We start from the raw sequence: 26,444 nt of genomic DNA on the forward strand, positions 1-26,444 counted from the left end.
TGGTTTTGAGGCAGGTTAGGGGTTAATTATAAATCGACCAGCAGCTTGCGTATGGTGTCCAATGCCTGATTGGATTCGTGCCGGCATGGGTCGGGCATATTGCCGTTGGTGCAGGCCAAGCCGATGATGCCGCAAAGGTGAATATAGGGCAGGCCGATTTCGCGTGCCAAAATGGCTTCGGGCATGCCGGACATGCCGATGATGTCTACGCCGTCGTTACGGTAGCGGCTGACTTCGGCACGGGTCGGCCAGCGCGGTCCTTGAATGCAGCCGTACACGGCATTGCTGATGATGTGGGTATCATGCCCTGCGGCGTGTTGCAGCAGGGTTTGGCGCAGGCTGTTGTCGTAAGGGTAGGAAAAATCGGTATGGACAACCGCTTGATTCGGGCCTTCGAAAAAGGTGGAAGGGCGGTTGGTGTAGTCGATTAAATCATCGGGCACCACCAATGCGCCGGCCGGGCAGCCTTCGTGCAGTCCGGCAACGGATGAAATGGAAATAATGTTTTCCGCACCGGCGGAATGCAGCGCCCAAATATTGGCGCGGTAGTTGATTTCGTGCGGCGCAAGTGTGTGGTTGAAGCCGTGTCGGGCGAGAAAAACGATATCTTGGCTGCCGAGACGGCCGAACAATAACGGTGTGCTGGGCTCGCCGTAGGGCGTGCGGACGATTTGGCGGTGGGTAATGCTGAGTTCGGGCAGGCGGGTCAGGCCGCTGCCGCCGATAACGGCAATCATGTTTGCTCCGTGTCGGGAAAATAAAGTGGGTTTATTGTAATGGATTTGGCGGCGGTTCGGTATGTCGGAAAGTAATACGGCGCGGACAAATGCCGTTAAATGAAAATGCAGAATCAGCCGGGGCCGGCTGGATTGTGGCGGCGGTAGCGGTTACCGTATTGCTGACGTATGCCTCGAATATCATGCCGGGGTTTTGAAATTCGGCTGCAAAATAGAATAAGGCCGAAAAATTCAGACGGCCTCACAATGAATGTTATTTGAGATTTAAGCGTTTTCCCCATTTTTTCACAAACTCGGTCAGCTCGGCCACGCTTTCGGGCTTCAGCATCGGGCGGGCTTGTTTGGCCAGCGTTTTGGCTTCCTGCAGATTGATTTCGCCTGCGCGGTAGCGTGCCCAATGGGTTTGAACGTAGTCGGACATTTCCTGCTGATGCGTTTCCTGCGTGTGTTTGAGGATGAATTTTAAGGCCTGTTTTTCGATGATGTTCATGGGTTTAAATGCTTTGATTTGAAGGGAAGGCCGTCTGAAAATGTGTTTTCAGACGGCCTCTGTTTAATGAAGTAAACCTGATGTTAGGCCACTTGGGTTTGGTGCTCGTCGCCGTTGCGCGCGCGGATTTCGCCTAAGCGGTAAACGGTTTCGCCTTGTTCGGCCAAGAATTTCTGCACCGCGTCGGCATCTTCTTTGGCGATGATGACCACCATGCCGATGCCGCAGTTGAAGGTGCGGTACATTTCCTGTTGTGCCACGTTGCCCGCTTGTTGCAGCCATTGGAACAGCTTGGGCATTTCCCATGCGTTGGCGTCGATTTGGGCAACGGTGTTTTCGGGCAGCACGCGCGGTACGTTTTCGGTGATGCCGCCGCCAGTGATGTGCGCCATGCCTTTGATGGTGAATTGTTTCAATGCGGCAAGAATCGGTTTTACATATAAGCGGGTGGGGGCGATGATGGCTTGGCGCAGGGTTTTGTTGCCGTCGAACGGTGCGTCCAAATCGGGCTGGTCGCGCTCGATGATTTTGCGTACTAATGAATAGCCGTTGGAATGTGCGCCGTTGGAAGCCAAGCCCAGCACGATGTCGCCGGGCACGATGCTGCGGCCGTTGATGACTTGGTCTTTTTCCACCACGCCCACGGCGAAGCCGGCCAAGTCGTATTCGCCTTCGGGATACATGCCGGGCATTTCGGCGGTTTCGCCGCCGATGAGGGCGCAGCCGGATTCTTCGCAGCCTTGGGCGATGCCTTTAATCACGTCGGTAGCGCGGGCGACATCGAGTTTGCCGCAGGCGAAGTAGTCGAGGAAAAACAGCGGTTCTGCGCCTTGTACCAGAATGTCGTTCACGCTCATGGCCACGAGGTCGATGCCGACGGTGTCGTGTTTGTCCCAGTCGAAAGCCAGTTTCAGTTTGGTGCCCACGCCGTCGGTGCCGGAAACGAGCACGGGGTTTTGGTATTTTTTGCCGATTTCCACCAGTGCGCCGAAGCCGCCTAAATCGCCCAATACTTCGGGGCGCATGGTGCGTTTGGCAAAAGGTTTGATGTTTTCAACGAGTTGGTCGCCTGCGTCGATATCTACGCCTGCGTCGCGGTAGCTCAGAGATTCGCTCATGTTTGTGGCTTTCCCAATGAAGTAAGATTGTGGACAAGATAAGGAAAAATTTGTGCGTATTTTACCTGATTTTGACTGCTGTTTGTCTGCATTTGTTAAATAATTTCAGACGGCATAAATTTATGTGGGAAAATGCCTGGTTTGTATTTCAAGATGGTATGCTTAGGGCTTTTCGGAATTTGCCGATTGCCTGATTACGGGATATTTGGATTATGTATCAGAAGAAAATGCGCGGCGTAAAGCCGTGGATATTGGTGGGGCTGGTGCTGGCGGCTTTGGTTTGGCTGGTGTTTGCGCTGAGCAATATTTTGACGCCTTTTATTGTGGCTGCGGTGCTGGCGTATATTTTGAACCCGTTGGTGGAAAAATTACGTGCCAAAGGCATTAAACGCGGGCCGGGTGCGATGCTGGTGATGGTGTCGACCCTGCTTTTGCTGTTTGCGTTGGTGCTGATTATCGTACCGATGCTGATTAACCAGTTTAATAATTTGGTGATGCGTCTGCCGCAGATTGTCTATTTCATCCAAAACAAGCTGCTGCCTTGGATGAACGAATGGGCGGGAGACAGCGTGCAAATCAATATGCAGACGCTGACCGACTGGCTGCAGTCGAATACGGGCGAATTGAGTAATGCCCTGCAGCGTTGGGCGCCGACGTTGATGAGACAGAGCGGCAATATTTTGGCGGGTGTCAGCAATATGCTGTTGCTGCCTTTCCTGCTGTATTACTTCTTGTTGGATTGGCAACGCTGGTCGCTGGGTATCCGTGCTTTTGTGCCGAGACGTTTCTTGGACAACTATTTGCGCATCAGCGGCAATATGGACAGGGTATTGGGCGAGTTTTTACGCGGCCAGTTGGTGGTTATGCTGATTATGGGGCTGATTTACGGCGTAGGGCTGATGCTCACCGGTTTGGATTCGGGCTTTGCCATCGGTATGATTGCCGGTATTTTGGTGTTCGTGCCGTATTTGGGCGCGTTTACCGGCCTGCTGCTGGCTACGTTGGCGGCTTTGCTTCAGTTTGGCTCGTGGCAGGGTTTGCTGATGGTGTGGGCGGTGTTCGGTGTGGGGCAGTTTTTGGAGAGCTTCTTCATCACGCCGAAGATTGTGGGCGACCGTATCGGACTTTCGCCTTTCTGGGTGATTTTCTCGTTGATGGCGTTCGGTCAGCTGATGGGGTTTGTGGGCATGTTGATCGGCTTGCCGTTGGCGGCGGTCACGCTGGTGTTGTTGCGCGAAGGGGCGGACGTGTATTTCCTGAGCCGTTTCTATCGGCATAAATAAACAAGTATTTTCAATAATGTCAGGTAAGAGGCCGTCTGAAAATTTCAGACGGCCTCTTGATTTGGACAGGCGGTGGTTGGTTTAACTTCCGTATCACGCCTAATCGGATACTGTTAGAACGCTTGATTACAGTTGTGACGGAAAAATCTGTTTGCGCGCACGGTAGCGTTTCCATTTCACCAGATAGCCGATGACAACGGGAATGGCGGCGGCAATACCTTTAAACGTCCAGGTGGCATACCAGGGTTTGGCGATAACGATGGTGTCGTTGGCGGAAAGGGCGGTGATGTCGCGTACGGCCAGCCAGTCGAGATAAGGCCACCAGCAGGCGACGAGTGCGCCGAAGAAAAACGGCCAAACGGCGCAGTTGAGGTTGCGTTGCCACAGCATAAAGCAGACTATTGCCCAAAGCAGCGTGAAGCCGGTAACGGTCAGTTTGCTTTCCATCGGCATTCCCAAATAGTTGGCGGCAAGGTAGGTGAGAATAACCCACAGGCCGGCGAGCACGGCCAAAATGATTTCTTCGGGGCGTTTAAACATATCGAATCCTTTTTAAACCGCTACGGCAGCCAAGTGGGCAGATAGCGGAGTGGTAAATAAAAAAAACAAACAGCTGCTGTTTCAGACGGCCTATCGGGCTGAATGTTGCAAAATTCAGCGGTTTTTCAGCTGTTTGGCCGCTTCGATTGCGTAATAGGTCAAGATACCGTCTGAGCCTGCGCGTTTGAATGCCAGCAGGCTTTCCAAAATAACTTTTCCGCCGTCAAGCCAGCCGTTTTGAATGGCTGCCTGCAGCATGGCGTATTCGCCGGAAACCTGATAAGCATAAGTCGGTAAGCCGAATTCGTCTTTCACGCGGCGGATAACGTCCAAGTAAGGCAAACCGGGTTTAACCATGACCATATCCGCGCCCTCCTGAATATCGAGAGCCACTTCGTGCAGAGCTTCGTCGGAGTTGGCCGGATCCATTTGGTAGGTTTTTTTGTCGGCTTTACCCAAGTTGCCGGAACTGCCGACCGCATCGCGGAACGGGCCGTAAAATGCAGAAGCGTATTTGGCGGAATACGCCATAATGCGCGTATGGATATGGCCGGCGTTTTCCAAAGCATGACGGATGGCGCCGATACGGCCGTCCATCATATCGGAAGGGGCGACAACCTGTGCGCCTGCTTCGGCATGGCATAAGGCCTGTTTTAACAGTACTTCGATGGTCTCGTCGTTGATGACGTAACCGCTGCCGTCGATGAGGCCGTCTTGGCCGTGAACGGTATAGGGATCGAGGGCAACATCGGTCATGATGCCCAATTCGGGAAAGCGTTTACGCAGCTCGCGTACGGCGGTGGGGACGAGACCTTCGGGATTGTAGGCTTCTTCCGCGCCTTCGGTTTTGTTGCGGGTGATCACCGGGAACAGCGCCAGCATGGGAATACCCAAAGAAACGGCTTCTTCGGCGGTGTAGAGTAGCTTGTCCAGACTTTGGCGTTTTACGCCCGGCATGGAGGCGACGGCTTCTTCCTGATTGCTGCCTTCCAAAACGAAAACGGGATAAATCAAATCGTCGGCAGTCAGGGTATGCTCGCGCATCAAACGGCGCGAGAAGTCGTCTTTGCGCATACGGCGCATACGGGTAACGGGCATACGGCGTGGAGGAAAATTCATAAAACACCTTTCCGGAAAACAAGTTGCAGTCAGACAGCGATTGTACGCCGAAGCAGCGGTTAAGACAAAATATCGCCGAATCCGTCTTAATATATTTGCCGTTTTCCGGCAGACGGAAAGGGCGACAATGCGTTATTTTGGATTGATCGGGGCGGCTTTTGTTCAGACGGCCTTTTAGAAGACGGCGGTACGCTGTGGTATGATTCTGCTCCGTAAAGAAAAGGAACGATATGGACAAAACCGTTTTTCTGTTTACCGACGGTGCATGCAAAGGCAATCCCGGAGCGGGAGGCTGGGGCGTGTTGATGCGCTACGGCAGCCATGAAAAAGAGCTGTTCGGCGGTGAAGCGGAAACCACCAACAACCGCATGGAGCTGACGGCGGTGATTTCCGGGCTGGAAGCATTGAAACGGCCGTGCCGCGTTGCGGTTTACACGGATTCCCAGTATGTCAAAAACGGTATGGAAAGCTGGATTCACGGCTGGAAGAAAAACGGCTGGAAAACGGCCGCCAAAAAGCCGGTGAAAAACGATGATTTGTGGAAGCGGCTCGATGAATTGGTTGCGCTTCACCAAGTCGATTGGGTGTGGGTGAAAGGCCACGCCGGCCATGCCGAAAACGAAAGGGCGGACGCTTTGGCCAATCAAGGCGCGGCGCAATTCGGTTGAAGAGGCCGTCTGAAAATCCAAACCGCCGGTTGGGACGGTTTGGCCGTTGATGATAAAGTTAAGTTAAAAGGCCGTCTGAACGGTTTTTCAGACGGCCTGATGTATTAAAATACCCACGCTCCGCCATTCGGCGCAGCTTTAACGTAAATGCCGATATCAGGATACGATAGTGAACAAGCCTTGCCCCATTTGTGAAGCGGCGGACGAAGATGTTCTGCTGCAAACCGATACCTTGCGCGTGATTGCCGTGCACAACGAAGCCAACGCGCCTGCATTTTGCCGCGTTATCTGGCAGAAGCACGTTGCCGAAATGACCGACCTGCCGCCGCATGAGCGTAACGAATTGATGGACATGGTCTACCGTGTGGAATCGGCCATGCGCCGCGTATTTGCACCTGCCAAAATCAATTTGGCCAGTCTCGGCAACGTTGTGCCGCACCTGCATTGGCATGTGGTGGCGCGTTTCGACAACGATGCCAATTTTCCGGCACCGATTTGGGCGCCGGCGCAAAGAGCGCACGCGATGGCGTTGCCCGAGGATTGGCCTTTGCAGGTAAAACGCTTGCTTGAGGCCGTCTGAAAAAAAGGCCGTCTGAAAAAATCATGCCGTTATTTGCCGTCTGTGGCGGCTTCACGGCATAAAACGTCAAACCCACAAGCGCAAACCGGCGGATTCAATATCTAAAAATATATCGGCACTGCTGTAACCATGCCGTTGTTTTGCGTGCAAATAAACAGAAAGAACCCGCGATTATGTCTTGGCAATCCTCACGCCGAAGCTTTTTACGCGCGGCTGCAGCCGTTACCGGAGCCGGTTTGCTGCAAGCCTGCGGAAGCAGCCAGCCGTCTCAGACCGTCCGTCCGAAAGTATCAGCGAAAGCCCGCACCGTGAAACCCGAAAAAAGAACCCAACATTCAGGCGACAATATGCTGCGTATTGTCGCGCCGTCCGGCTTTGCCGATAACGCCGCACGTACCGAAGCCGGTATCAGCCGCCTGTATCAGGCCGGTTTCAGCATCAGCAACCAAGAAGCAGGCTACCGCCGTTTCCAGCGTTTTGCAGGCAACGATGCCCAACGTATTGCCGATTTTCAGGATGTGGCTTCGGGTAAGGTGAAAACGCCCAAAGTCTTGATGGGCTTGCGCGGCGGATATGGCGCGGCACGTTTGCTGCCCCATATCGATCTGGCATCGCTGGGGGCGCGTATGCGCGAACACGGAACGCTCTTTTTCGGTTTCAGCGACGTATGCGCCATTCAGCTCGGCCTGTTGGCAAAAAGCGGCATGACGAGTTTTGCCGGTCCGATGGTGTATAGCGAGTTCGGCAAACCCGTACCCAGTGTGTACACGATGGATTCGTTTATCCGCGGCACCACTTCGGCAAGCAACACCATTACCGTAGCCGAAATCCAACGCCGCAGCGTGAATGCGGAGGGCACGTTGTGGGGCGGTAATTTAAGCGTGCTGGCTTCGCTGGCAGGTACGCCGTATATGCCGGATATCGACGGCGGCATCCTGTTTTTGGAGGATGTCAGCGAACAGCCTTACCGTATCGAACGTATGCTGCAAACGCTGTATTTGTCGGGCGTGTTGTCGAAACAGCGCGCCATTGTGTTCGGCGATTTCCGCATGGGCAATATCAGAGACGTGTATGACAGCAGCTATGATTTCAGTGCCGTTACCAACATTATCCAGCGCGTTGCCAAAGTACCCGTGCTAACCGGCTTCCCGTTTGGCCATATTGCCAACAAAGCCACTTTCCCGCTCGGCGCACACGCCGCAATCCGAAGCAATAGCGACGGCGGATACTCGGTAACTTTTAGCGGCTACCCGACTTTAAATGCCGCCAGCCTGAATCTCGACAGCTTGCTGCCGCCGCCGGCATTTGATGTAAACAGCTTTATCATGGAAGACAATGTCAGCGAATAATGTTTCCGATACGAACAGGCCGTCTGAAAATTCAGGCGGCCTTTTGATTTCAGGCTGATTCGATAGGCAAAATACGACGGATTCGGCTTATTGTGATGATCATGAGGCCGTCTGAAAAATAACCATAATTCCAACCTTAAGCCGCGCAAAACAGCCGATAAATACCAAGTCTGCCGGAATAGGGCGCAGCACGGCCCGTATTTTCATGCCCGGCCGGGTTGAATCTTCTGTGCCAAGCCTGTTTTTTCAGACGGCCTTTATGCTAAACTTGCCCGCATTATTACTACACCGCAACGATACAGATTATGGCAGGCAACTCTTTCGGACAACTCTTCACCGTAACCACTTTCGGCGAAAGCCACGGCCCCGCATTAGGCTGCATCATCGACGGCTGCCCGCCCGGGCTTTCATTAAGCGCCGCCGACATCCAAACCGACCTCGACCGCCGCAAACCCGGCACCAGCCGCCACGTTACCCAACGGCGCGAGGCCGACGAAGTGGAAATCCTCTCCGGCGTGTTTGAAGGCCGAACCACCGGCACGCCGATTGCCCTGTTCATCCGCAACACCGACCAACGCAGTAAAGACTACGGCAACATCGCCCGGCAATTCCGCCCCGGCCACGCCGACTACACCTATTGGCACAAATACGGCATCCGCGACTACCGCGGAGGCGGCCGCAGCTCCGCCCGCGAAACCGCCGCCCGCGTTGCCGCCGGAGCGATTGCCAAAAAATGGCTGAAAGAAAAGTTCGGCACCGAAATCACCGCCTACGTGACCCAAGTGGGCGAAAAAACCATCGCCTTCGAAGGCTACGAACACATCGGCAACAATCCCTTTTTCGCCGCCAACCAAAGCCAAATAGCCGGGTTGGAAAACTATATGGACAGCGTGCGCAAATCGCTGGATTCCGTCGGCGCCAAACTCGCCGTCGAAGCCCGCAACGTACCCGTCGGCTTGGGCGAACCCGTATTCGACCGGCTGGATGCCGACATCGCCCACGCCATGATGTCGATTAACGCCGTCAAAGGCGTGGAAATCGGCGCAGGCTTCGGCTGCATCACCCAACGCGGCAGCGAACACGGCGACGAGCTGACCCCCGAAGGCTTCTTGTCCAACCACGCCGGCGGCATCTTGGGCGGCATCAGCACCGGCCAAGATATTGCCGTCAACATCGCCGTCAAGCCCACCAGCAGCATCGCCACCCCGCGCCGCTCAATCGACATCGAAGGCAATCCCGTCGAACTCGCCACCCACGGCCGCCACGACCCCTGCGTCGGCCTGCGCGCCGCCCCGATTGCCGAGGCCATGCTCGCACTGGTGCTGATCGACCATGCCCTGCGCCACCGCGCCCAAAATGCCGATGTGAGCGTGAGCACGCCCGATATCGCCCGCCGTTGAACTTAAATCGATTCAGGCCGTCTTAAAATTTTTCAGACGGCCTGTTTGGCGTAATAAAGACGGTTGTACCGATTTGTATGCCGTTGGCGCAGAAACATTTAGCCAAAATACAGACTTTATACTAAAATGCCCTCCTGAATCTCCGTACAGCAGGTGTGTGCGGATTTGTTTCAATACAGGATTAGAAAGATGACACAAGAAACCGCTTTGGGTGCTGCATTAAAATCTGCAGTGCAGACCATGAGCAAAACCAAACAAACTGAGATGATTGCAGAACACATCTACAATAAATACGATGTGTTCAAACGGTTCAAACCGCTTGCAGTCGGCATCGACCAAGATTTGATTGCCGCTCTGCCGCAGTTTTCGCCAGAGCTGATTACCCGTGTTTTGGCAGCGCATTGCCGCCGTCCGCGTTATTTGAAAGCTTTGGCCCGTGGCGGTAAACGCTTTGATTTGAACAACCGTTTCAAAGGCGAAGTCAGCCAGGAAGAGCAGGCGGTTGCAATGCAGCATCCTGTGGTTCAGAAAGACTTGGCCGAGAAAGCCGAGCGTCAAGCTGCTAAAGAAGCGGCGGCCAAACAGGAAGAATCGGCTGCTGAATAAGCCGCGGCTTGCTGACAGACTAAGACAAACAGTAAAACGACCTTTGATTGCAAAGGTCGTTTTGTTTTTGGTGTGATGGAATTTTGCGGCGGTTAATATTTGCATTAACTGCCGCAAAAGATACGGCTTTGTTTAATTTGCGTTTTCGGTTTGTTCTGCAAGAAACTGCCGTAATGTTTTTTCAGACGGCATGCCGCTTTGTGCGCCGGCTTGGGTTACCGAAATGGCGGCTGCGGCACAAGCCAGCTTAACTGCTTCCTGCAAACCCAAATGCCAATAACGGGCAAGGGCGGCATTAAACGTGTCGCCTGCGCCGGTGGTATCGACAGGCGTAACTTTAAAGCTGGCTTGGCGGTGCAGTCCGCCTTTGCCGTCGCTGAACAATGCGCCTTCCGCGCCCAGCGTCATTACGACGGGGCAGGGGCTGTGACGGATTAATTCTTCAGGCGGCATCTCTGCCGATAAGCCCAAGCTAATGGCCAATTCGTAAGCGTTGGGGGTTAACACGGTAACTAATTCCAACAATTCCTGCGGCAGTTTTTGTGCCGGAGCCGGATTGAGGATAAAAGGCTTGCCGTGCTGTTTGGCGGTTTTGGCGGCTTCGATTACGGCATCCAAAGGTGTTTCCAGTTGTGCCATTACAATATCGGCTTCGATAATCCGTTGTGCTTCTTGGCGGATGTGTTCGGGTGTGACGGCGAAATTGGCGCCGGATACGACGATAATATGATTGTCGCCTTCGGCTACCGTGATATTCGCCATGCCGGTCGGTCGGCCTGATACGGTGGCAACACCGTCGGTGTTTACGTTTTCTTGAACGAGGCCGTCTGAAAGTTCGCGGCCAAACGCATCATCGCCCACTGCGCCGACCAAATCTACCTGTGCGCCCAAGCGGGCGGCGGCAACGGCCTGATTTGCCCCTTTGCCGCCCATGAATTGCCGGAAGTCTGTTCCGAGCAGGGTTTCACCGACTTGGGGAAAGCGCGGCGCGGAAGTCACCAAATCCATATTAATACTGCCGATAACGGTAATACGCGGTTGGTTCATGAGGTTTTCCTGTAAGAGGCCGTCTGAAAAAACAGTGTATTTTTCAGACGGCCTTCATGTTGGTTAAATATCCAAATCGGCTTTGTCGCCCTCGGCTTCCATCCACGCGCGGCGGCTGGCGGCTTCGCCTTTGCCCATCAATTTGACAAAGATGCTGTGGGTTTGTTCGTGAGCCGTTTCGGGAATCTGCACCTGCAACAGGCGGCGGGTGTCGGGGTGCATGGTGGTGTCTTTGAGCTGGTCGGGGTTCATCTCGCCCAAGCCTTTGAAGCGGCTGATGGAATAGGCGGTTTCTTTCACGCCTTCTTTTTGCAGGCGCTCCAAAATGCCGTCCAACTCGCCCTGATCGAGCGCGTAGAATTTGCGCGCGGGTTTGCTTTTGCCTTGGGCGTTTACGTCCACGCGAAACAGCGGCGGTTGGGCAACATAAATATGGCCGTCTGAAACCAGTTTGGGGAAGTGGCGGTAAAACAGGGTAAGCAGTAGCACTTGGATGTGCGAGCCGTCCACGTCGGCATCGGAGAGGATGGCGATTTTGCCGTAACGCAGGCCGCTTAAATCGGGGGTGTCGTTCGCGCCGTGCGGGTCAACGCCGATGGCGACGGCGATGTCGTGGATTTCGGCATTGCCGAACAGTTGGTCTTGATGCACTTCAAAGCTGTTCAACACTTTGCCGCGCAAGGGCAAAATGGCTTGGGTGGCTTTGTCGCGCGCGAGTTTGGCCGAACCGCCCGCCGAATCGCCCTCCACTAAGAAGAGTTCGTTTTCGCGGATGTCTTCGCTTTCGCAATCGGTGAGCTTGCCGGGCAGCACGGCCACGCCGCTGCCTTTTTTCTTTTCGATTTTCTTCACCGAACGCATCCGCGCCTGCGCCTGCTTGATGGCGAGTTCGGCGATTTTTTTACCGGCTTCGACGTTTTGGTTGAGCCACAATTCCAGCGGGTCGCCCGACACGGCGGCGACGAGTTTGAGCGCGTCGCGGTTGGTGAGCTTGTCTTTGGTTTGGCCTTGGAATTGCGGGTCGAGCACGCGGGCGGACAACACGAATGCCACGCGGCTGAACACGTCGTCGCTCTGTACTTTCACGCCGCGCGGCAGCAGGTTATGGTGGTTGATGAAGTTGTTGACCGCTTGGAACACCGCCTGCCGCAAGCCTGCTTCGTGCGTGCCGCCAAGCGGGGTGGGAATCAGGTTCACATAGCTTTCGCTGTTGCACGAACCTTCTTCCAGCCAAGTGAGCGCAAACGCTGCCCCTTCGCCCGCGCTGAAATCGCTGTCGTGGCCGTCTGAAAGATAGTTTTCCGAAGCGAACACCGGCACGGCTTCCTGCGCCTCGCTGATTAAGTCGAGCAGATAGCTTTTCAGGCCGTTGGGGTAATGCCACGTCTGCACGTGCGGCTCGGGCTGGCCTTTGACGGGGCGGATGAGCGACACGGTAACGCCCGGCAGCAACACCGCTTTGGCGCGCAACAGGCGTTCGAGTTCGGCGATGCTGTATTGCGGGCTTTCAAAATATTTGCCGTCCGGCCACACGCGCACTTCGGTGCCGCTGTCTTTCACCGCGCATTTGCCGACCTCGGCCAACGGCTCCACCACCGCGCCGCCCGCAAACACGATACGGTGGATTTTGCCTTCGCGCTTCACGGTCACTTCGAGGCGTTTGGAAAGCGCGTTGGTTACCGACACGCCCACCCCGTGCAGGCCGCCTGAAAAGGCATACGCGCTGCCGCCGTCTTTCTTGTTGAACTTGCCGCCAGCATGAAGCTGCGTGAACACCAGCTCCACCACCGGCAAACCTTCCACCGGATGCAGCCCCACCGGAATGCCGCGCCCGTTGTCGCGCACGGAAAGCGAGCCGTCTTCATGGATTTCCACTTTGATTTCATCGGCAAAACCGCCGAGCGCTTCGTCGGCGGCGTTGTCGATGACTTCTTGGCAGATGTGGGTTGGGCTGTCGGTGCGGGTGTACATGCCCGGCCGTTCTTTTACCGGCTCCAAGCCTTTGAGGACGGTGATACTGGATTCGCTGTATTGGGGTGTGGTCATGAGGGTTACGCAGTCAAATGTTTAAGCGGTTTCAGACGGCTTCTTGCGGCAGGCCGTCTGAAAAATAAGAAAATCTTGCAGTCGGGCGGGATTTTAACATGATTTAAACGGGGTTTCAGACGGCGGCGGAAAAGTCTGCCGGATATGGGCAAGAATAAATAATTCGAGGCCGTCTGAATTTTCAGACGGCCTCAAATGGATTGGGATTATTTCAATTCCAGTTGGCGGCGGGTAAATTCTTCCAGTGTTTCCAAACCGCGCAAAAAGCGGGAAAGCTCGCTCAATGCACCTTCGTAAACGCCGCGTTTGAAATCGATCACTTCTTCTATCGGCGCCCAATATTGGTTCCAGCGCCAACCGTCGAATTCCGGGTGGCTGGTGGCGCGCAGGTGCACGTCGCTGTCTCGGCCGGTCAAACGCAGCAGATACCAGATTTGTTTTTGGCCGCGGTAGGAACCGCGCCATTCTCGGCGAACCCAATGAGTCGGTACGTCGTAACGCAGCCAGTCGCGTGTGCGGCCGAGTATTTTGACGTGTTGCGGCAGCAGGCCGACTTCTTCCAGCAGTTCGCGGTACATGGCGGTTTCGGGGCTTTCGCCCGGCTTGATGCCGCCTTGAGGAAACTGCCATGAATGTTCGCGCACGCGCTTGCCCCAAAATACTTCGTTACGGTCGTTGGTCAGGATAATACCGACATTGGGGCGGTAGCCTTCTCGGTCCAGCATGGAGCCCCCTGTAAATAAAAATTGAATCTGCGGATTTTCCCACAATTACAGGGGGTTTGACAAATTCATCTAAGGCGGCGTGTAAAACGGATTGGTCTGCAGTGCGGCTGAAAAAGATGTGTATTGGCGGTATTTGGAAACAGTTTTTCAAAGGCCGTCTGAAAAATTTATTGTTTATGATGAAACCACTAGGAAAATTCGGTTAAAAAATGTTTGTTTTTGTCGGCTAAGGTCTTGCACAGGAAAGGTTTTTACCGTTTAATTGCACTTACCCGCCAAGCTGGGCGGGACTTGTTGTATGCGGCTTGTTACCGCTGCAATTTTGGGAATGTTTTTTTAAGGAACGAAACAATGAAAAAAACTCTGTTGGTTTCTGCGCTGATGAGCCTGTTCTTGGCTGCTTGCGGCGGTTCTGATAACGCCGGCAAGGTGCAAAACGAGCAAAAAGCGTCGGATAATCAAGCAGCAAGTACCGAACAACAAGCGGCCACTCCGTCGGATTCGGGCAAACTGAATATTTATAATTGGTCGGATTATGTCGATCCCGAAACGGTAACCGAATTTGAAAAGGCCAATAATGTCAAAGTACGTTACGACTATTACGACAGCAACGAAACATTGGAAGCCAAAGTGCTGACCGGTAAATCCGGTTACGATTTGGTCGCGCCTTCGATTGCCAATGTCGGCCGTCAAATTAAAGCCGGTGCGTATCAGGAAATCGATAAAAGCCAGATATCCAACTACAACAATATCTCCGCCGATTTGTTGAGCCTGATGGCGCAAGTGGATCCGGGCAACAAATATGCCGTGCCTTATTTCTGGGGCATCAATACATTGGCCATCAATAAAGACCAAGTGGCCAAAGCTTTGGGTACGGACCAGCTGCCTGCCAACGAGTGGGAATTGGTATTTAATCCGGAGTACACCAACAAGCTGAAATCTTGCGGTATCAGCTTCTTCGACAGCCCGACCGAGCAGATTCCTTTGGCGTTGAATTACATCGGTAAAGACGCCAATAGCGAAAATCCGGACGATTTGAAAGCAGCGGTCGAGATGATGAAAAAAGTCCGTCCCGACGTAAAACGCTTCAGCTCTTCAGGCTATATCGACGATATGGCGGCCGGTAATCTGTGTGTGGCCATCGGTTACGGCGGCGATTTGAATATTGCTAAAAACCGTGCCAAAGAAGCGGGCAACGGTGTGAACCTGCAAGTATTGACGCCTTCTACCGGCGTAGGTATTTGGATTGATTCTTTCATGATTCCGAAAGATTCCCAAAATGTGGCCAATGCACATAAATACATCAACCACACGCTGACGCCTGAAATTGCGGCTAAAAACGGCAACTTCGTAACCTATGCGCCGGCAAGCGAACCTGCACGCAAATTGATGGACAAGGCTTATGCCGAAGACAATTCGATTTTCCCGAGCGAAGAAGTGAAAGCCAAGAGCTTTGTCGTATTGCCTAAATCTCCGGATGCGGTGAAGTTGGGCGTACGCTTGTGGCAAGGCTTGAAAGCCGGTCAATAAGTTTATTGAATCACTGAGGCCGTCTGAAAAAGAAGCATTCCGTTTTCAGACGGCCTGACGGCTTATAAAATCAAAAGCACCGTTGTCGAAGCGGTGCTTTTTTATATTTTGACGATATTTGCAGAAAGCACGATTCACAGGGCGGGAAAAAGCTCGGTAAAAGTTAAGTTTATTTGCGATACAATAAACACAGTATCAAAAAGGACAGGCTATGAATATTTTGATTTGTAATGACGACGGCTATCTGGCACCCGGCATTGCTATTTTGGCGCGAGTGGCTTCGGAGTTTGCGAATGTGCGCGTTGTCGCCCCGGAAAGAGACCGCAGCGGCGTGAGCAATTCTCTGACTTTAGATCGGCCGTTGCGTATCCGCCAGGCGGAAAACGGTTTTTATTATGTCAGCGGTACGCCGACCGACTGTATCCATCTCGGCCTGCATGCGTTGCCTGATTTTAAGCCTGATTTGGTGTTGTCGGGCATCAATAACGGCGCGAATATGGGGGACGATACGCTGTATTCCGGTACAGTGGCGGCGGCAACCGAAGCTTATTTGCTGGGTATTCCGGCGATTGCTTTGTCTTTAAACGATTTCAGCGGCAGACATTGGGAAACGGCGGAAAAAGCGGCATGGATGATTTTGGAACATTTGATGAGCCTGCCGTTGGACAAGCCGATTTTGTGGAATATCAATATTCCGGCCGTTGCCCCCGAAGATATTCAGGGATACAAACTGACTCGGCTCGGGCGTAGGCATCATCAGCAAAGTATTGTCCCTTCTAGAAACCCGAGAGGCGAAGAAGTGTATTGGATCGGCCCGGCAGGTGATGTTCTCGACAGGCAGAAAGGTACGGATTTTGCCGAGTGCGAGGCCGGTTATATTACCATTACGCCGTTGCAGATCGATTTGACAGATTACGGCAGAATGGGTGATGTGGCTTCGTTGTGGCCGGAGGGAAAAGTGTGATGGCGAATCCGATGGCCGGTTTTGAAAACCGCGGCAGGCGTATGGCGGAAAGATTGGCTGCAGCCGGAATCGGTATGCCGGTTTGCTCGGCGATGATGAATGTGCCTCGGCATTGGTTTGTTGAAGAAGCCCTGCGTACTCATGCTTACAGCGACAAAGCTCTGCCTTTGGGTTTCGGACGTATGTTGCCGACGCCGTATCAAACTGCGGTCGGTGTCGAATTGTTGTTGGGCAGCTTTCCGCACGGTTTGAAGCGAGTGTTGGAATTGGGCACGGGCAGCGGTTACCAGACGGCCGTATTGCAGCTGTTGGACATCCCCGAGTTTTACAGCATCGAACCGGAAAGGGCGTTGCATGAAACGGCGAAAGATGCGCTGCGCCACGCCGGAATTTCGTCCAAAGTGCGCTTGGTTTGCGGAAAAATCGAAGAAGGCTTGCCGGAAGCAGCACCTTTCGACGGAATGATTCTGAATGAAGCTGTTGAAGAAATTCCCGTTGCTTTGCTGGAGCAGCTTGCCGTCGGCGGCAGGTTGGCAGCGCAGATTATGGTAGAGAATGAAGTTTATTGGTGGCTGGTTGAAAAAAGTCCGCAGGGATACCGTGAAAACAAAATGCAGCGGATACGGTGAATCATCATGCTTTCCGTGCTTGTAAGCGTCCGTAAAAATGAGCTAAAAACTTGAGAGCACAGCATAGTTTGATTATGATTATGGCCACACAATAAAAACCGAATACAACAAAGGTAATTCATTATGTTAAAACAAACAGCATTCCGTACAGCGTCGGCAGCCATGGTTTTAATGTTGGGAGCGTGTTCTTGGCTTCAGCAGCCTGCTGCGCCAGTGATTGCCGGTACGGCGGGTTCGATAACAGAGTCTACTCAGTCTGCCGGTATGCATCAAAATCCATACGGTGCCGCGCCTTACCAACCGAATGCGGCCGAACCTGCACCGTATGTTGCTCCTGCTGCACCGCAACCGTCGGGCGGAACTTACATCCCTTCTTATGCGCCGGTTGACATCAATGCGGCAACGCATACCGTTGTCCGCGGCGATACGGTTTACAATATTTCCAAACGCTATCAAATCAGCCAAGACGATTTGCGTGCTTGGAACGGTTTGGCAGATAACAATATTTCCATCGGTCGTGTTTTGCGTGTTAAACCTGCGGGTTATGTAGCTCAAGCGCCCAAAGTATCCGCACCGGCTGCCCCAGCTCCGGTGAAAACTGCCCCTGTTGTTTCCGCTCCTGTGACGGTTGCGCCTGCGCCTGCCGCACCTGTGGCATCAGGAAGCGTGCCGAGCGCAACGCGACAAGCCGCCGGTATTACTTGGCAACGTCCGACTGCCGGTCCGGTGATTTCCAAATTCGGCGGCAATAACAAAGGTATTGATATTGCCGGTTCGCAAGGTCAGGTAGTGGTGGCTGCGGCAGACGGTAAAGTCGTGTATGCCGGTTATGTACCCAAATACGGCAATTTGGTTATCGTTCAACACAACCAAACTTATTTGACTGCTTACGGACATAACCAAAAACTGCTGGTTAAAGACGGCCAAACCGTGAAACGCGGCCAATCCGTTGCTTTGATGGGCAGTAGCGATGCCGACCGTGCGAAGCTGCGTTTCGAGCTGCGCAAAGTCGGTAAGCCGGTAAATCCGAACGAATACCTGCCTTTGTAAGATTGCAGTGCTGTTATCTGCATTCAGGCTTTAGTCTTATTCATAAGGCCGTCTGAAAAATTTCAGACGGCCTTATTGTTTTGGATAAATTTAAATAACGGTTTGAATGCGGTTAGTAAAAGCAAAACGGCAATGAAACGCTTGTGCAAGTATGGCGGTTACATTGAAAAAGTAAAACCGTGTTTTGTTTAGATTAATTCCCAAGTGAATTTGCCGATAATGATGCACAACAGAGCTATAAAGGCGTAACGCAGAAAACGGCTGCCGCCGCGTATGGCCAATTGTGCGCCGATCAGGCTGCCGCAAAGGTTGGCGGCGGCGAGAGGCAAGGCGTAAGGCCAGATAATGTGGCCGTGCGGAACGAAAAAGGATAGGGCGGCAAGATTGGTGGTGAGGTTGATGACTTTAGCAGACGCCGTAGCGGTAAGAAAATCGTAGGCATAAAAGCGGACGAAAACAAAAGCCAGCAGGCTGCCGGTTCCCGGACCGAAAATGCCGTCGTAAAAACCGATCAGCGTGCCGAAAAACAGGCCGAGCAGCAGTTCTTTGCGGGTCAGTTCTGCAGTGCGGACGGTTTGTCCCAAATCTTTTTTACGAAACGTGTACACCACCATAATCAGCATGATGACCAGCATGGCCGGTTTGAAATAGGCAACCGGCAAATGGGCAACCAGTTTGGCACCAGAATAAGAGGCGGTAAAAGCCAAGATGGCGGCCGGAATCAGCATTTTCCAAGGAACGCTGATTTTTCGGATAAATTGGCCGGTGGCGGAAAACGTGCCGCAAAACGAAGCGAATTTATTGATGCCCATAATGGTGGCCGGTGCGATCCGGGAGGGCAAAAAATTAAACAATCCGGGAATCTGCAGCAGGCCGCCGCCGCCGACGGCAGCGTCCATCAGACCGGCTAAAAAACCGGTCAAAACCAGAAAAAAGAGAAGTTCGTCCATAATCGGCTTATTCAAAATGATTGCGGCCGTCTGAAATTTCAGACGGCCTTGAGAGAATCAGTGCTTATTTGCCGGTGCGGATTCCGGGAGCGCGGCGGCCTGCGCGTTCATGCAGGCGTTCGTGGATTTTTTCAATGCTGCCGGGTGTACCGTCTTCGCAAAACGCACGGTACAGTACGCCGCGTAAAGGGTCGGCGGAATTTAAGATGGCACCGATGGGTTTCCATTCGGCTTTATGTGAAGGAATCCAGCGTTTGTTGACCGTGTCTCCGTAGCCGTACACTTTGTAGGACGAGCGTTGTTTGGAGTCGAACAACGAAGTTTTGCTTGAGCAGAACAAGGCTTCCGCGCTGAGATTGTCATGGCCTTGTTTGGACTGGTTGTTTAGGATATAGCGGATGGTTCCGTCTGGGGCAAGGGTAATGCTTTCCATCAGGATTTTCGGTGTTTTGGAATAGTTGTTGTCAACGTGGACGGTAAACCAGTTGCCGCTCTGCAAATCCGGAAATTCCGGTAAAGGCAGCTCGGTTTCTTGAAATCCGCGGCCGATACGCTCCGCTTCGGTTTCGACATAACGGGTGTTGATGTCGGTATCTTTATCGTTGCGTGCGGCTTGTGCCTGTAAGGGCAGGGCAGCAAGCAGAAGCAGGGCGGGCAGGGTCAGTCGGCGCATTCGTAAACTCCTTGGTTGTCGCAAATAAACCGATTATGCCGAAGCGTTGCCGTAGGGATTTGCCGGGTTGCAGCGTGGCGGTTTGCTTGGGGCATCAGTTTATTTGCCGTATGGAAACGGCAGTCGTTTATTGTAGCATTGTAAACCTGACACGCAAATCTTGCGGCAGTTATAATGCGGCTTGTTTTTTTGAGAGGTTGGATGATGACGGAACAAACATTGGATGTAACGGGTTTGAAATGCCCGTTGCCGATTTTAAAGGCGAAAAAAGCGTTGGCCGTATTGGAAACGGGCGATGTGTTGACCGTGTTGGCGACGGATGTGGGTGCGCCGGACGATTTTGCGGCGTTTTGCCGCCAAACCGGCCATGTGTTGCTGGAGTCTTCGCAGGAAGGCGATGTGTTTAAATTGGTGTTGAAACACCGTTGAGGCCGTCTGAAAAATGAGGCCGTCTGAAAAAATGATAAAACGCTGTTTGGCGGGATTGTGCAGCCTGCTGTTGGTTGCGTGTGCCGACAAAATGCCGCAGGCCGAAAAAGAAGGGGCGGCGGCCGGATTGGTCGGTCTGTTTTTCGATACTTGCGTTTCCGGTTTGGGAGATGGCAGGAAAGTTGCGGCAACGGCGGAGCGGCAAGGGTTCCGTTTATTGGCTGCTGCGGAGAGAAAATCGCTGCCGTTCGGTATGTTGGAAGCGGATGCCGTGCAGGTTTGGGTGGCGGAGAAAGGCGGCGTGCCGTTTTATCTGACGCTGAATCCCGAAGGGTGCGGCATGAAAACGGCGGTGGCCGACGAAGAAACCGTACGCCGTCTGTTTGTCGGGCGTTTGCCGTCATTGCAAAAACAGGGCTTGGTGTTTGAGTGGCAGTCCGAACATTACAGCCCGACCCCTTTCCCGTTTACGCGTTTGACTTATGCTGCGCAAACGGGAGAAGCGGCGGAAGTGCTGCTTACGGCGAACACTTCCCCGTCTGAGCTGCTGCCTGCACAGGCGGCGCTTCATTTGGCCCGTAGGCCTGTCGAAATCAGACGTGCCGTCAGCAACTGAGGCCGTCTGAAATTTTTAGTGTGTTATTTAATTTGGAGTGTTGATGAAAGATAAACTGATCTATTTTTTCCGAGCGGAACCGGCAGCCGGTATTGTTTTGATGCTGGCTGCCGTAATGGGCGTTATCGCCGCTAATTCTACTTTTGCCCCGGCCTATTTCGGTGTGTTGGGCAGCTATGTGGCCGGTTTGAGCGTGCTGCATTGGGTTAACGACGGCTTGATGGCCGTATTTTTTCTGTATGTCGGTTTGGAAGTAAAACGCGAGCTGCTGCAAGGCGAGCTGGACAATAACAGCAAACGCTTTCTGCCTGCGGTTGCCGCATTGGCCGGTCTGGCGGTGCCTGCGCTGGTGTATTTGGTATTTAACGGCTGGAATACGCCGACCACCAACGGTTGGGCGATTCCTGCCGCAACCGATATTGCTTTTGCTTTGGGCGTGCTGGCTTTGTTGGGCAAGCGCGTGCCTGTGTCGTTGAAGATTTTTCTGACCGCGCTCGCCATCATGGATGATTTGGCCGTGATTGTGGTGATTGCGCTGTTTTATACTGAACAGATTGCTTGGATATATTTGGGTTTGGCCGCACTGACGATGGCGGTGTTGACGGTGTTGAACCTGCGTGTCGAGCTGCGCAGTATGCCGTATTTGGTTTTGGGCCTGCTGTTGTGGTTTTTCTTTTTGAAATCGGGCATTCATGCCACGTTGGCGGGCGTATTGCTGGCGTTTACCGTTCCTTTGCGCGTGATTGATCAGATTGACGAACCGCCGCTGTTGAAATGGGAACATGCGTTGGAAAATTGGGTGGCGTTTCTGGTGGTGCCAGTATTCGGTTTTGCCAATGCGGGCGTATCGTTTGCCGGATTTTCGTTTGCAACACTGTTGTCGCCTGTGGTGCTCGGTATCGCTTTAGGTTTGTTTGTCGGCAAACAGTTGGGTATTTTCGGTATGGTATGGCTGATGGTGAAAATGGGCTGGGCGAAACTGCCGGAAGGCGCAACCTGGCTGCAAATGTACGGTGTGGCTTTGCTGTGCGGTATCGGTTTTACCATGAGCCTGTTTATCAGTATGCTGGCGTTTTCAGACGTGCAACTTCAGGATTACAGTAAAGTCGGCGTATTTTTAGGTTCGCTGTTGGCCGGTTTGGCCGGTTATTTGGTTTTGCGTTTTGCTCCGGTAAAAACACGCTTGTAAAGCGCAAGGCAATAATGAGGATGTAAAACGGCGGAATATTCCGCCGTTTTTTTCAGACGGCCTGTATAATCCGCAGCTGAGGCCGTCTGAATATTTTGGCCGGTACAAATTGATCAAAAGAGAGAATTGTCATGCAAACCCTAACCATTATCCAACCTGATGATATGCATCTGCACCTGCGCGACGGTGAGGCTTTGAAAGCCGTATTGCCGTTTACTGCGCGCCAGATGGGTCGTGCCGTGATTATGCCGAACCTGAAACCGCCCGTGGTTACGGTGGCGGATGCACTGGCCTACAAAGAGCGTATTTTGGCGGCGTTGCCCGAAGGCAGTACGTTTGAGCCACTGATGACGCTGTATCTGACCGATAAATCTACTCCGGAGTTGGTTAGGGAGGCGAAAGCTGCCGGTATCGTCGCGTTTAAGCTGTATCCGGCAGGGGCAACCACCAATTCGGATTCGGGTGTTACCGATTTGTTTAAGCTGATTCCGGTGTTGGAAGAAATGGCGGCGCAAGATATGCTGTTTTTGGTGCACGGCGAAGTGACCGATCCCGAAATCGATATTTTCGACCGCGAAGCCGTATTTATCGAGCGCGTGATGAAACCGGTATTGGAAAAAGTGCCGACTTTGAAAGTGGTATTCGAACATATTACTACTGCCGATGCCGCCCGTTTGGTGATGGAAGCAGGCGACAATGTGGCTGCCAGCGTAACGCCGCAACATTTGCTGTTGAACCGCAACGATTTGCTGGTCGGCGGCGTGCGTCCGCATCATTACTGTTTGCCGGTGTTGAAGCGTGAAATCCACCGTAAAGCTTTGGTCGAAGCAGTAACCGGTGATAAGTCGCATAAATTTTTCTTGGGTACGGATTCCGCTCCGCATGCGCGCGGTGCAAAAGAAAACGCTTGCGGTTGTGCAGGCATGTTCAGCGCGGTAACGGCCATCGAGCTGTATGCCGAAGTGTTTGATAAAGCCGGTGCGCTGGACAAATTGGAAGCATTTGCTTCGCGAAACGGCGCACGTTTTTACGGCTTGCCCGAAAATCCGCGCAAAATTACTTTGGTTAAAGAAGCACAAAAAGTGGTGGAGAGCGTGCCGTTCGGCGGTGACGAGGTGTTGGTGCCGATGCGTGCCGGTGAAAGCGTGGCGTGGCGGATGGAATATTAAAACAACATGCCGTCTGAATTTTTGCAGCGGTATGACCGTTTTTCAGTAAGATGAAAAAGCGTATAATTGAGGCCGTCTGAATTTTCAGACGGCCTTTTTATAACAATAAAATCATTAAACATTATGGAAAAAACAAAAGTTGTTTCGGCGGGGCCGGATAGCTTACGCCGCCGCCTGCTGTTGGCCGGAGCGTCGGCATGTCTGCTGCCCTGCGCGGCTTGGGCAGGGGCGCAACGTGAAGAAACGCTGGCTGATGACGTGGCTTCGGTAATGCGCGGCTCGATTAACAGCGTGAATCCGCCGCGTTTGGTGTTTGCCAATCCGCAAGAAGGGGAGCGCTGGTTGAAAGCCATGTCGGCGCGTTTGGCGCGTTTTGTGGCAGACGAAGCGGAACGCAGGCGCTTGTTGGTCAATATTCAGTATGAATCAACACGGGCGGGTTTGGACACGCAGGTGGTGTTGGGGCTTATCGAAGTGGAGAGTGCGTTCAGACAGTATGCAATCAGCAATGTCGGTGCGCGCGGCCTGATGCAGGTGATGCCGTTTTGGAAACGGCATATCGGGCAGCCTTCGCATAATCTGTTTGATATCCGCACGAATTTGCGTTACGGCTGTACGATTTTGCGTCATTACAATAATATAGAACGCGGAAATCTGGTGCGTGCTTTGGCAAGGTTCAACGGCAGTTTGGGCAGCAATAAATACCCGAATGCGGTTTTGGGCGCATGGCGCAACCGTTGGCAGTGGAACGGTTAAAATATAAAACGGTTTTTTCAGACGGCCTGAGCTTGAGCTTTAGGCCGTCTGAATTTTTTAAATCGTGTATAATTGCGCCAATCGTTTTAATGAATAACTTATTCCGAATAAACTTGATTTCTGCTTCATCTTCGCGCTGTTTTGGTTTGCGGATTCAGAGTCGGTTTATTTGTTATGCACCAATCAGATTGCACGGTCGTTATGCAATTTGATTTTCTATAAACCGTCAGCGGAATCCAGCTATGGCAAGAAACAACCGTATCCAGATGTTTCCAGAAGAATGGCGAGCCAGCACCTCATTGTCTGCAGTCTATGCGCTGCGTATGTTGGGCATGTTTTTGGTGTTGCCGGTATTGGCTTTGTATGTCGCTTCGCTTCCCGGTGTAGACGGAAACAAGCAGATTGTCGGTTGGACTTTGGGCGCATACGGAGTGACGCAGGCACTGTTACAGATTCCGCTCGGTTTGGCTTCGGATAAATTCGGCCGGAAAAAAGTAATTTTCGCCGGCTTGGTGGTGTTTGCAATAGGCAGTTTTATGGCCGCATTGGCGGAAAGCTGGCAAATGTTGCTGTTGGCACGGATCATACAGGGCGCGGGTGCGATTAGTGCAGCGGTAACGGCGTTGGTTGCCGATTTGACCCGAGACGAAGTGCGCACACGGGCAATGTCGATGATCGGTTTGACCATTGGTTTGACGTTTTCGGTAAGCTTGGTGTTGTCTCCGATTTTATATGATTGGATCGGTGTGCCAGGTTTGTTTACCCTGATGGGGATTCTGACCGTATTAAGCATGGCGGTGGTCGGTTGGATTACGCCCAATCCGAAAGAGTCGCGTATGCATGAAGATGCCGAAGCGCAACCCGGCAGAATCGGGGAAGTGTTGACCAACGGCCAATTGCTCAGCTTGGATTTCGGTATTTTCGCTTTACACGCTGCGCAGATGGCCTTGTTTACTTCGCTGCCTTTTGCTTTGGTTGAGCTTGGATTGTTGGAAAACCAACATTGGAAAGTGTATCTTCCCTCAACCATTATCGGTTTGGTGGTTATGGTGCCGCTGATTATTATCGGTGAAACAAGAAACAAATTAAAACAGGTGTTTATCGGTGGAATCAGCTGTATTGCCGTTGCACAAATTGCCCTAATGTTCGGTTTGGATTCTTTATCGGTTATTCTGGCCTGCCTGATCGTTTATTTTGTCGGCTTCAATATTCTGGAAGCCAGCCTGCCCTCCATGGTATCGAAAATCGCACCGGCAGATTTAAAAGGCACGGCCATGGGCGTGTACAATACCTTACAGTCTGTCGGTTTGGTTACAGGCGGCGTCGCAGGCGGTTATCTGTTGCAACATTACGGTTTTGGCGGCGTATTTGCGTTCTGTACCGGTTTGATGCTGTTGTGGCTGGTTGTCGCTTGGATTGCACCGGCACCGAAACCCGTAAGGAATTTTGCCTTTACCATTACGCAAATCTGGCAAAATAAAGAAGATGCACTGGTTTCCGCTTTACGAGATTTACCTGCCGTTGAGGAAATCAAACTGAGCACGGATAAAAAAACCGTTTATATTAAAGTGCTGCAAAAAGGTTTCGACCCGGACGCCGCCGAAAAAATTATTTCAGGAGTACAGTAATGTCATCATTAAATAAAGTGATTCTTATCGGCAATCTGGGTCGCGACCCGGAAATACGCTATATGCCCAACGGTGAGGCCGTCTGCAATTTCAGTATTGCAACCAGCGAAGTTTGGAACGACCGTAACAGCGGACAACGCCAAGAACGCACCGAATGGCACAACATCACACTTTACCGCCGCTTGGCCGAAGTTGCCGGCCAATATTTGCGTAAAGGCAGCTCGGTATATATCGAAGGCCGTATCCAAAGCCGCAAATATACAGGCAAAGACGGCATCGAGCGCATGGCGTTCGATATTATCGGCAGTGAAATGAAAATGCTGGGTTCACGCAGCGGAGGTTCGTCTGCCGAATACGGAGACGGTGGTTACCAGCCGTCAGCACCGCAAGGCAACTATATGCCACAGGAATCTTCATCTGCCGCTTATCAATCACCAGCCGCACCGCAACAGCCTCCGGCTGCTCCACGCCGCCAAACACCTGTTGCACCGGCTGCTCCGGTGGACGATATTGATGACGATATTCCGTTCTAAAATCTATTTTATTTTAGGTTGTGAAGTTATTTGATCGGCATCTTGAATGGCTGCCGATTTTCTTTGGTTTTTTTAAGCTAAATTTAACCGCCTGGCTTCTATTACGTTGGCAGGATTCATCAGAAAAGAATACTCGTTTGTATCGTGAATCTTGTACTGTAAAAAGGCCGTCTGAATTTTCAGACGGCCTTTTTTGTTTTGCCATAATCATAAACACGGTTTTTCGTAATTATATTGATATGTTGTAGAACAAGTCGGCAAAGGTAGAGCCAACGTGGGCGTGATGGCTACGGTTGGTTTGTGAATGGAAATAAGGGAAGCGGAAACAAGCTGGCACGATTTTAAATTGATATATGCTGCAAATTAGGTATAAATAAAAAAGGTACTTAAAAATCAGTACCTTTTAAATCTTGGCGGAGGCGGTGAGATTCGAACTCACGGAGGGCTATCAACCCTCGACGGTTTTCAAGACCGTTGCATTAAACCGCTCTGCCACACCTCCGAAATGTAAATTTTATTCAAGATTGGCGGAAGCGGTGAGATTCGAACTCACGGAGGGCTATCAACCCTCGACGGTTTTCAAGACCGTTGCATTAAACCGCTCTGCCACGCTTCCGTTT

At 52.4% G+C, this 26,444-nt stretch carries 27 protein-coding genes and 2 tRNA genes; 17 read left to right on the forward strand and 12 right to left on the reverse strand.

Annotated elements, in window-relative coordinates; genetic code table 11:
* Positions 1 to 26: 26 nt before the first annotated feature.
* The 3 genes from EL309_RS08870 to purM all read right to left on the reverse strand — a co-directional run bounded on the left by EL309_RS08870 (position 27) and on the right by purM (position 2,345).
* Positions 27 to 737 carry an S-methyl-5'-thioinosine phosphorylase gene (locus tag EL309_RS08870; protein WP_004283678.1) on the reverse strand — a complete coding sequence of 237 codons (711 nt, stop codon included), beginning with the start codon at positions 735 to 737 and terminating at the stop codon, positions 27 to 29.
* A 253-nt stretch (positions 738 to 990) separates the two neighbouring features.
* A complete protein-coding gene (locus EL309_RS08880) occupies positions 991 to 1,227 on the reverse strand; it encodes a hypothetical protein (protein WP_004283676.1) in 237 nt (78 codons plus the stop codon).
* Positions 1,228 to 1,310: 83 nt separating this feature from the next.
* Positions 1,311 to 2,345, reverse strand: coding sequence for a phosphoribosylformylglycinamidine cyclo-ligase (gene purM, locus EL309_RS08885; RefSeq protein WP_004283675.1), 1,035 nt, complete (start codon positions 2,343 to 2,345; stop codon positions 1,311 to 1,313).
* A 212-nt stretch (positions 2,346 to 2,557) separates the two neighbouring features.
* Here purM and EL309_RS08890 point away from each other — a divergent pair, with 212 nt between their 5' ends.
* Positions 2,558 to 3,628: an AI-2E family transporter gene (locus EL309_RS08890; RefSeq protein WP_004283673.1), complete on the forward strand. Its 1,071-nt coding sequence runs from the start codon at positions 2,558 to 2,560 to the stop codon at positions 3,626 to 3,628.
* Between the two features lie 126 nt (positions 3,629 to 3,754).
* Here the strand turns inward: EL309_RS08890 and EL309_RS08895 are convergent, their stop codons facing one another.
* Together EL309_RS08895 and hemB are read right to left on the reverse strand one after the other, a co-directional pair.
* Entirely contained in the window at positions 3,755 to 4,168 is a 414-nt protein-coding gene (locus EL309_RS08895; protein WP_004283671.1) for a hypothetical protein, read from the reverse strand.
* Between the two features lie 114 nt (positions 4,169 to 4,282).
* Positions 4,283 to 5,287 (reverse strand): porphobilinogen synthase, encoded by a 1,005-nt coding sequence (gene hemB, locus EL309_RS08900; protein ID WP_004283669.1) that lies wholly within the window; start codon positions 5,285 to 5,287, stop codon positions 4,283 to 4,285.
* Between the two features lie 230 nt (positions 5,288 to 5,517).
* Between hemB and rnhA the strand changes: the two genes are divergently transcribed.
* The 5 genes from rnhA to EL309_RS08925 all read left to right on the forward strand — a co-directional run bounded on the left by rnhA (position 5,518) and on the right by EL309_RS08925 (position 9,890).
* Complete coding sequence (gene rnhA, locus EL309_RS08905; RefSeq protein WP_004283667.1) at positions 5,518 to 5,955, forward strand: ribonuclease HI; 438 nt, start codon at positions 5,518 to 5,520, stop codon at positions 5,953 to 5,955.
* A gap of 166 nt (positions 5,956 to 6,121) precedes the next feature.
* Positions 6,122 to 6,535 carry an HIT family protein gene (locus EL309_RS08910; protein ID WP_193777285.1) on the forward strand — a complete coding sequence of 138 codons (414 nt, stop codon included), beginning with the start codon at positions 6,122 to 6,124 and terminating at the stop codon, positions 6,533 to 6,535.
* Between the two features lie 173 nt (positions 6,536 to 6,708).
* A complete protein-coding gene (locus EL309_RS08915) occupies positions 6,709 to 7,884 on the forward strand; it encodes an LD-carboxypeptidase (protein ID WP_040669739.1) in 1,176 nt (391 codons plus the stop codon).
* 305 nt (positions 7,885 to 8,189) lie between these two features.
* Positions 8,190 to 9,284: a chorismate synthase gene (gene aroC, locus EL309_RS08920; RefSeq protein WP_004283664.1), complete on the forward strand. Its 1,095-nt coding sequence runs from the start codon at positions 8,190 to 8,192 to the stop codon at positions 9,282 to 9,284.
* A 189-nt stretch (positions 9,285 to 9,473) separates the two neighbouring features.
* Positions 9,474 to 9,890 (forward strand): ProQ/FINO family protein, encoded by a 417-nt coding sequence (locus EL309_RS08925; RefSeq protein WP_004283663.1) that lies wholly within the window; start codon positions 9,474 to 9,476, stop codon positions 9,888 to 9,890.
* A 132-nt stretch (positions 9,891 to 10,022) separates the two neighbouring features.
* On the opposite strand, the gene rbsK is transcribed toward EL309_RS08925, so the two are convergent.
* The 3 genes from rbsK to EL309_RS08940 form a co-directional block, all read right to left on the reverse strand.
* Positions 10,023 to 10,937, reverse strand: a complete 915-nt coding sequence (gene rbsK, locus EL309_RS08930; RefSeq protein ID WP_004283662.1) for a ribokinase — start codon at positions 10,935 to 10,937, stop codon at positions 10,023 to 10,025.
* A gap of 63 nt (positions 10,938 to 11,000) precedes the next feature.
* Positions 11,001 to 12,983: a DNA topoisomerase IV subunit B gene (locus EL309_RS08935; protein ID WP_004283661.1), complete on the reverse strand. Its 1,983-nt coding sequence runs from the start codon at positions 12,981 to 12,983 to the stop codon at positions 11,001 to 11,003.
* Between the two features lie 206 nt (positions 12,984 to 13,189).
* Positions 13,190 to 13,708 carry an RNA pyrophosphohydrolase gene (locus EL309_RS08940; protein ID WP_004283660.1) on the reverse strand — a complete coding sequence of 173 codons (519 nt, stop codon included), beginning with the start codon at positions 13,706 to 13,708 and terminating at the stop codon, positions 13,190 to 13,192.
* Between the two features lie 351 nt (positions 13,709 to 14,059).
* Between EL309_RS08940 and EL309_RS08945 the strand changes: the two genes are divergently transcribed.
* The 4 genes from EL309_RS08945 to EL309_RS08960 all read left to right on the forward strand — a co-directional run bounded on the left by EL309_RS08945 (position 14,060) and on the right by EL309_RS08960 (position 17,881).
* On the forward strand, positions 14,060 to 15,238 hold the full coding sequence (locus EL309_RS08945; RefSeq protein ID WP_004283658.1) for a polyamine ABC transporter substrate-binding protein: 1,179 nt from the start codon (positions 14,060 to 14,062) through the stop codon (positions 15,236 to 15,238).
* 211 nt (positions 15,239 to 15,449) lie between these two features.
* Positions 15,450 to 16,202, forward strand: a complete 753-nt coding sequence (gene surE, locus EL309_RS08950; protein WP_004283657.1) for a 5'/3'-nucleotidase SurE — start codon at positions 15,450 to 15,452, stop codon at positions 16,200 to 16,202.
* A complete protein-coding gene (locus EL309_RS08955) occupies positions 16,202 to 16,831 on the forward strand; it encodes a protein-L-isoaspartate O-methyltransferase family protein (RefSeq protein ID WP_004283656.1) in 630 nt (209 codons plus the stop codon). Before surE ends, EL309_RS08955 begins: the two co-directional genes overlap by 1 nt.
* A 123-nt stretch (positions 16,832 to 16,954) precedes the next feature.
* Positions 16,955 to 17,881 (forward strand): peptidoglycan DD-metalloendopeptidase family protein, encoded by a 927-nt coding sequence (locus EL309_RS08960; RefSeq protein WP_004283655.1) that lies wholly within the window; start codon positions 16,955 to 16,957, stop codon positions 17,879 to 17,881.
* A gap of 188 nt (positions 17,882 to 18,069) precedes the next feature.
* On the opposite strand, the gene EL309_RS08965 is transcribed toward EL309_RS08960, so the two are convergent.
* Positions 18,070 to 18,831, reverse strand: a complete 762-nt coding sequence (locus EL309_RS08965) for a sulfite exporter TauE/SafE family protein (RefSeq protein WP_193777282.1) — start codon at positions 18,829 to 18,831, stop codon at positions 18,070 to 18,072.
* A gap of 64 nt (positions 18,832 to 18,895) precedes the next feature.
* Complete coding sequence (locus EL309_RS08970) at positions 18,896 to 19,504, reverse strand: CNP1-like family protein (RefSeq protein WP_004283652.1); 609 nt, start codon at positions 19,502 to 19,504, stop codon at positions 18,896 to 18,898.
* A gap of 204 nt (positions 19,505 to 19,708) precedes the next feature.
* On the opposite strand from EL309_RS08970, the gene EL309_RS08975 reads away from it, so the two are divergent.
* The 7 genes from EL309_RS08975 (at position 19,709) to ssb (ending at position 25,824) form a co-directional block, all read left to right on the forward strand.
* On the forward strand, positions 19,709 to 19,933 hold the full coding sequence (locus EL309_RS08975; protein ID WP_036494787.1) for a sulfurtransferase TusA family protein: 225 nt from the start codon (positions 19,709 to 19,711) through the stop codon (positions 19,931 to 19,933).
* Between the two features lie 31 nt (positions 19,934 to 19,964).
* The gene (locus EL309_RS08980) at positions 19,965 to 20,549 is read left to right on the forward strand and encodes an NMCC_0638 family (lipo)protein (protein ID WP_232014417.1); all 585 of its coding nucleotides are present in this window, start codon (positions 19,965 to 19,967) and stop codon (positions 20,547 to 20,549) included.
* Positions 20,550 to 20,592: 43 nt separating this feature from the next.
* A complete protein-coding gene (gene nhaA, locus EL309_RS08985; protein WP_036494761.1) occupies positions 20,593 to 21,738 on the forward strand; it encodes a Na+/H+ antiporter NhaA in 1,146 nt (381 codons plus the stop codon).
* Positions 21,739 to 21,869: 131 nt separating this feature from the next.
* Complete coding sequence (gene pyrC / locus EL309_RS08990) at positions 21,870 to 22,907, forward strand: dihydroorotase (protein ID WP_004283648.1); 1,038 nt, start codon at positions 21,870 to 21,872, stop codon at positions 22,905 to 22,907.
* A gap of 123 nt (positions 22,908 to 23,030) precedes the next feature.
* Positions 23,031 to 23,663, forward strand: coding sequence for a lytic transglycosylase domain-containing protein (locus EL309_RS08995; RefSeq protein ID WP_004283646.1), 633 nt, complete (start codon positions 23,031 to 23,033; stop codon positions 23,661 to 23,663).
* Positions 23,664 to 23,905: 242 nt separating this feature from the next.
* Entirely contained in the window at positions 23,906 to 25,291 is a 1,386-nt protein-coding gene (locus EL309_RS09000) for an MFS transporter (RefSeq protein ID WP_040669737.1), read from the forward strand.
* A complete protein-coding gene (gene ssb, locus EL309_RS09005) occupies positions 25,291 to 25,824 on the forward strand; it encodes a single-stranded DNA-binding protein (protein ID WP_004283644.1) in 534 nt (177 codons plus the stop codon). Before EL309_RS09000 ends, ssb begins: the two co-directional genes overlap by 1 nt.
* Positions 25,825 to 26,235: 411 nt before the next feature.
* Here the strand turns inward: ssb and EL309_RS09010 are convergent.
* Together EL309_RS09010 and EL309_RS09015 are read right to left on the reverse strand one after the other, a co-directional pair.
* A tRNA-Ser gene (locus EL309_RS09010) sits at positions 26,236 to 26,326 on the reverse strand.
* Between the two features lie 23 nt (positions 26,327 to 26,349).
* Positions 26,350 to 26,440, reverse strand: a tRNA-Ser gene (locus tag EL309_RS09015).
* Between the last annotated feature and the right edge of the window lie 4 nt (positions 26,441 to 26,444).

It is taken from the genome of Neisseria weaveri (assembly GCF_900638685.1).
Lineage (GTDB): Bacteria > Pseudomonadota > Gammaproteobacteria > Burkholderiales > Neisseriaceae > Neisseria > Neisseria weaveri.

Bases quoted from the DNA above. Each gene is read 5' to 3' on its own strand.
- surE (WP_004283657.1), top strand. From the start codon at position 15,450: ATGAATATTTTGATTTGTAATGACGACGGCTATCTGGCACCCGGCATT.
- EL309_RS08995 (WP_004283646.1), top strand. From the start codon at position 23,031: ATGGAAAAAACAAAAGTTGTTTCGGCGGGGCCGGATAGCTTACGCCGC.
- EL309_RS08870 (WP_004283678.1), bottom strand. From the start codon at position 737: ATGATTGCCGTTATCGGCGGCAGCGGCCTGACCCGCCTGCCCGAACTC.
- EL309_RS08935 (WP_004283661.1), bottom strand. From the start codon at position 12,983: ATGACCACACCCCAATACAGCGAATCCAGTATCACCGTCCTCAAAGGC.
- pyrC (WP_004283648.1), top strand. From the start codon at position 21,870: ATGCAAACCCTAACCATTATCCAACCTGATGATATGCATCTGCACCTG.
- EL309_RS08940 (WP_004283660.1), bottom strand. From the start codon at position 13,708: ATGCTGGACCGAGAAGGCTACCGCCCCAATGTCGGTATTATCCTGACC.
- EL309_RS08915 (WP_040669739.1), top strand. From the start codon at position 6,709: ATGTCTTGGCAATCCTCACGCCGAAGCTTTTTACGCGCGGCTGCAGCC.
- EL309_RS08980 (WP_232014417.1), top strand. From the start codon at position 19,965: ATGATAAAACGCTGTTTGGCGGGATTGTGCAGCCTGCTGTTGGTTGCG.
- EL309_RS08945 (WP_004283658.1), top strand. From the start codon at position 14,060: ATGAAAAAAACTCTGTTGGTTTCTGCGCTGATGAGCCTGTTCTTGGCT.
- EL309_RS08970 (WP_004283652.1), bottom strand. From the start codon at position 19,504: ATGCGCCGACTGACCCTGCCCGCCCTGCTTCTGCTTGCTGCCCTGCCC.
- EL309_RS08965 (WP_193777282.1), bottom strand. From the start codon at position 18,831: ATGGACGAACTTCTCTTTTTTCTGGTTTTGACCGGTTTTTTAGCCGGT.
- EL309_RS08955 (WP_004283656.1), top strand. From the start codon at position 16,202: ATGGCGAATCCGATGGCCGGTTTTGAAAACCGCGGCAGGCGTATGGCG.
- EL309_RS08880 (WP_004283676.1), bottom strand. From the start codon at position 1,227: ATGAACATCATCGAAAAACAGGCCTTAAAATTCATCCTCAAACACACG.
- hemB (WP_004283669.1), bottom strand. From the start codon at position 5,287: ATGAATTTTCCTCCACGCCGTATGCCCGTTACCCGTATGCGCCGTATG.
- EL309_RS08890 (WP_004283673.1), top strand. From the start codon at position 2,558: ATGTATCAGAAGAAAATGCGCGGCGTAAAGCCGTGGATATTGGTGGGG.
- EL309_RS08975 (WP_036494787.1), top strand. From the start codon at position 19,709: ATGACGGAACAAACATTGGATGTAACGGGTTTGAAATGCCCGTTGCCG.
- aroC (WP_004283664.1), top strand. From the start codon at position 8,190: ATGGCAGGCAACTCTTTCGGACAACTCTTCACCGTAACCACTTTCGGC.
- EL309_RS08960 (WP_004283655.1), top strand. From the start codon at position 16,955: ATGTTAAAACAAACAGCATTCCGTACAGCGTCGGCAGCCATGGTTTTA.
- rbsK (WP_004283662.1), bottom strand. From the start codon at position 10,937: ATGAACCAACCGCGTATTACCGTTATCGGCAGTATTAATATGGATTTG.
- nhaA (WP_036494761.1), top strand. From the start codon at position 20,593: ATGAAAGATAAACTGATCTATTTTTTCCGAGCGGAACCGGCAGCCGGT.
- EL309_RS08925 (WP_004283663.1), top strand. From the start codon at position 9,474: ATGACACAAGAAACCGCTTTGGGTGCTGCATTAAAATCTGCAGTGCAG.
- ssb (WP_004283644.1), top strand. From the start codon at position 25,291: ATGTCATCATTAAATAAAGTGATTCTTATCGGCAATCTGGGTCGCGAC.
- EL309_RS09000 (WP_040669737.1), top strand. From the start codon at position 23,906: ATGGCAAGAAACAACCGTATCCAGATGTTTCCAGAAGAATGGCGAGCC.
- rnhA (WP_004283667.1), top strand. From the start codon at position 5,518: ATGGACAAAACCGTTTTTCTGTTTACCGACGGTGCATGCAAAGGCAAT.
- purM (WP_004283675.1), bottom strand. From the start codon at position 2,345: ATGAGCGAATCTCTGAGCTACCGCGACGCAGGCGTAGATATCGACGCA.
- EL309_RS08895 (WP_004283671.1), bottom strand. From the start codon at position 4,168: ATGTTTAAACGCCCCGAAGAAATCATTTTGGCCGTGCTCGCCGGCCTG.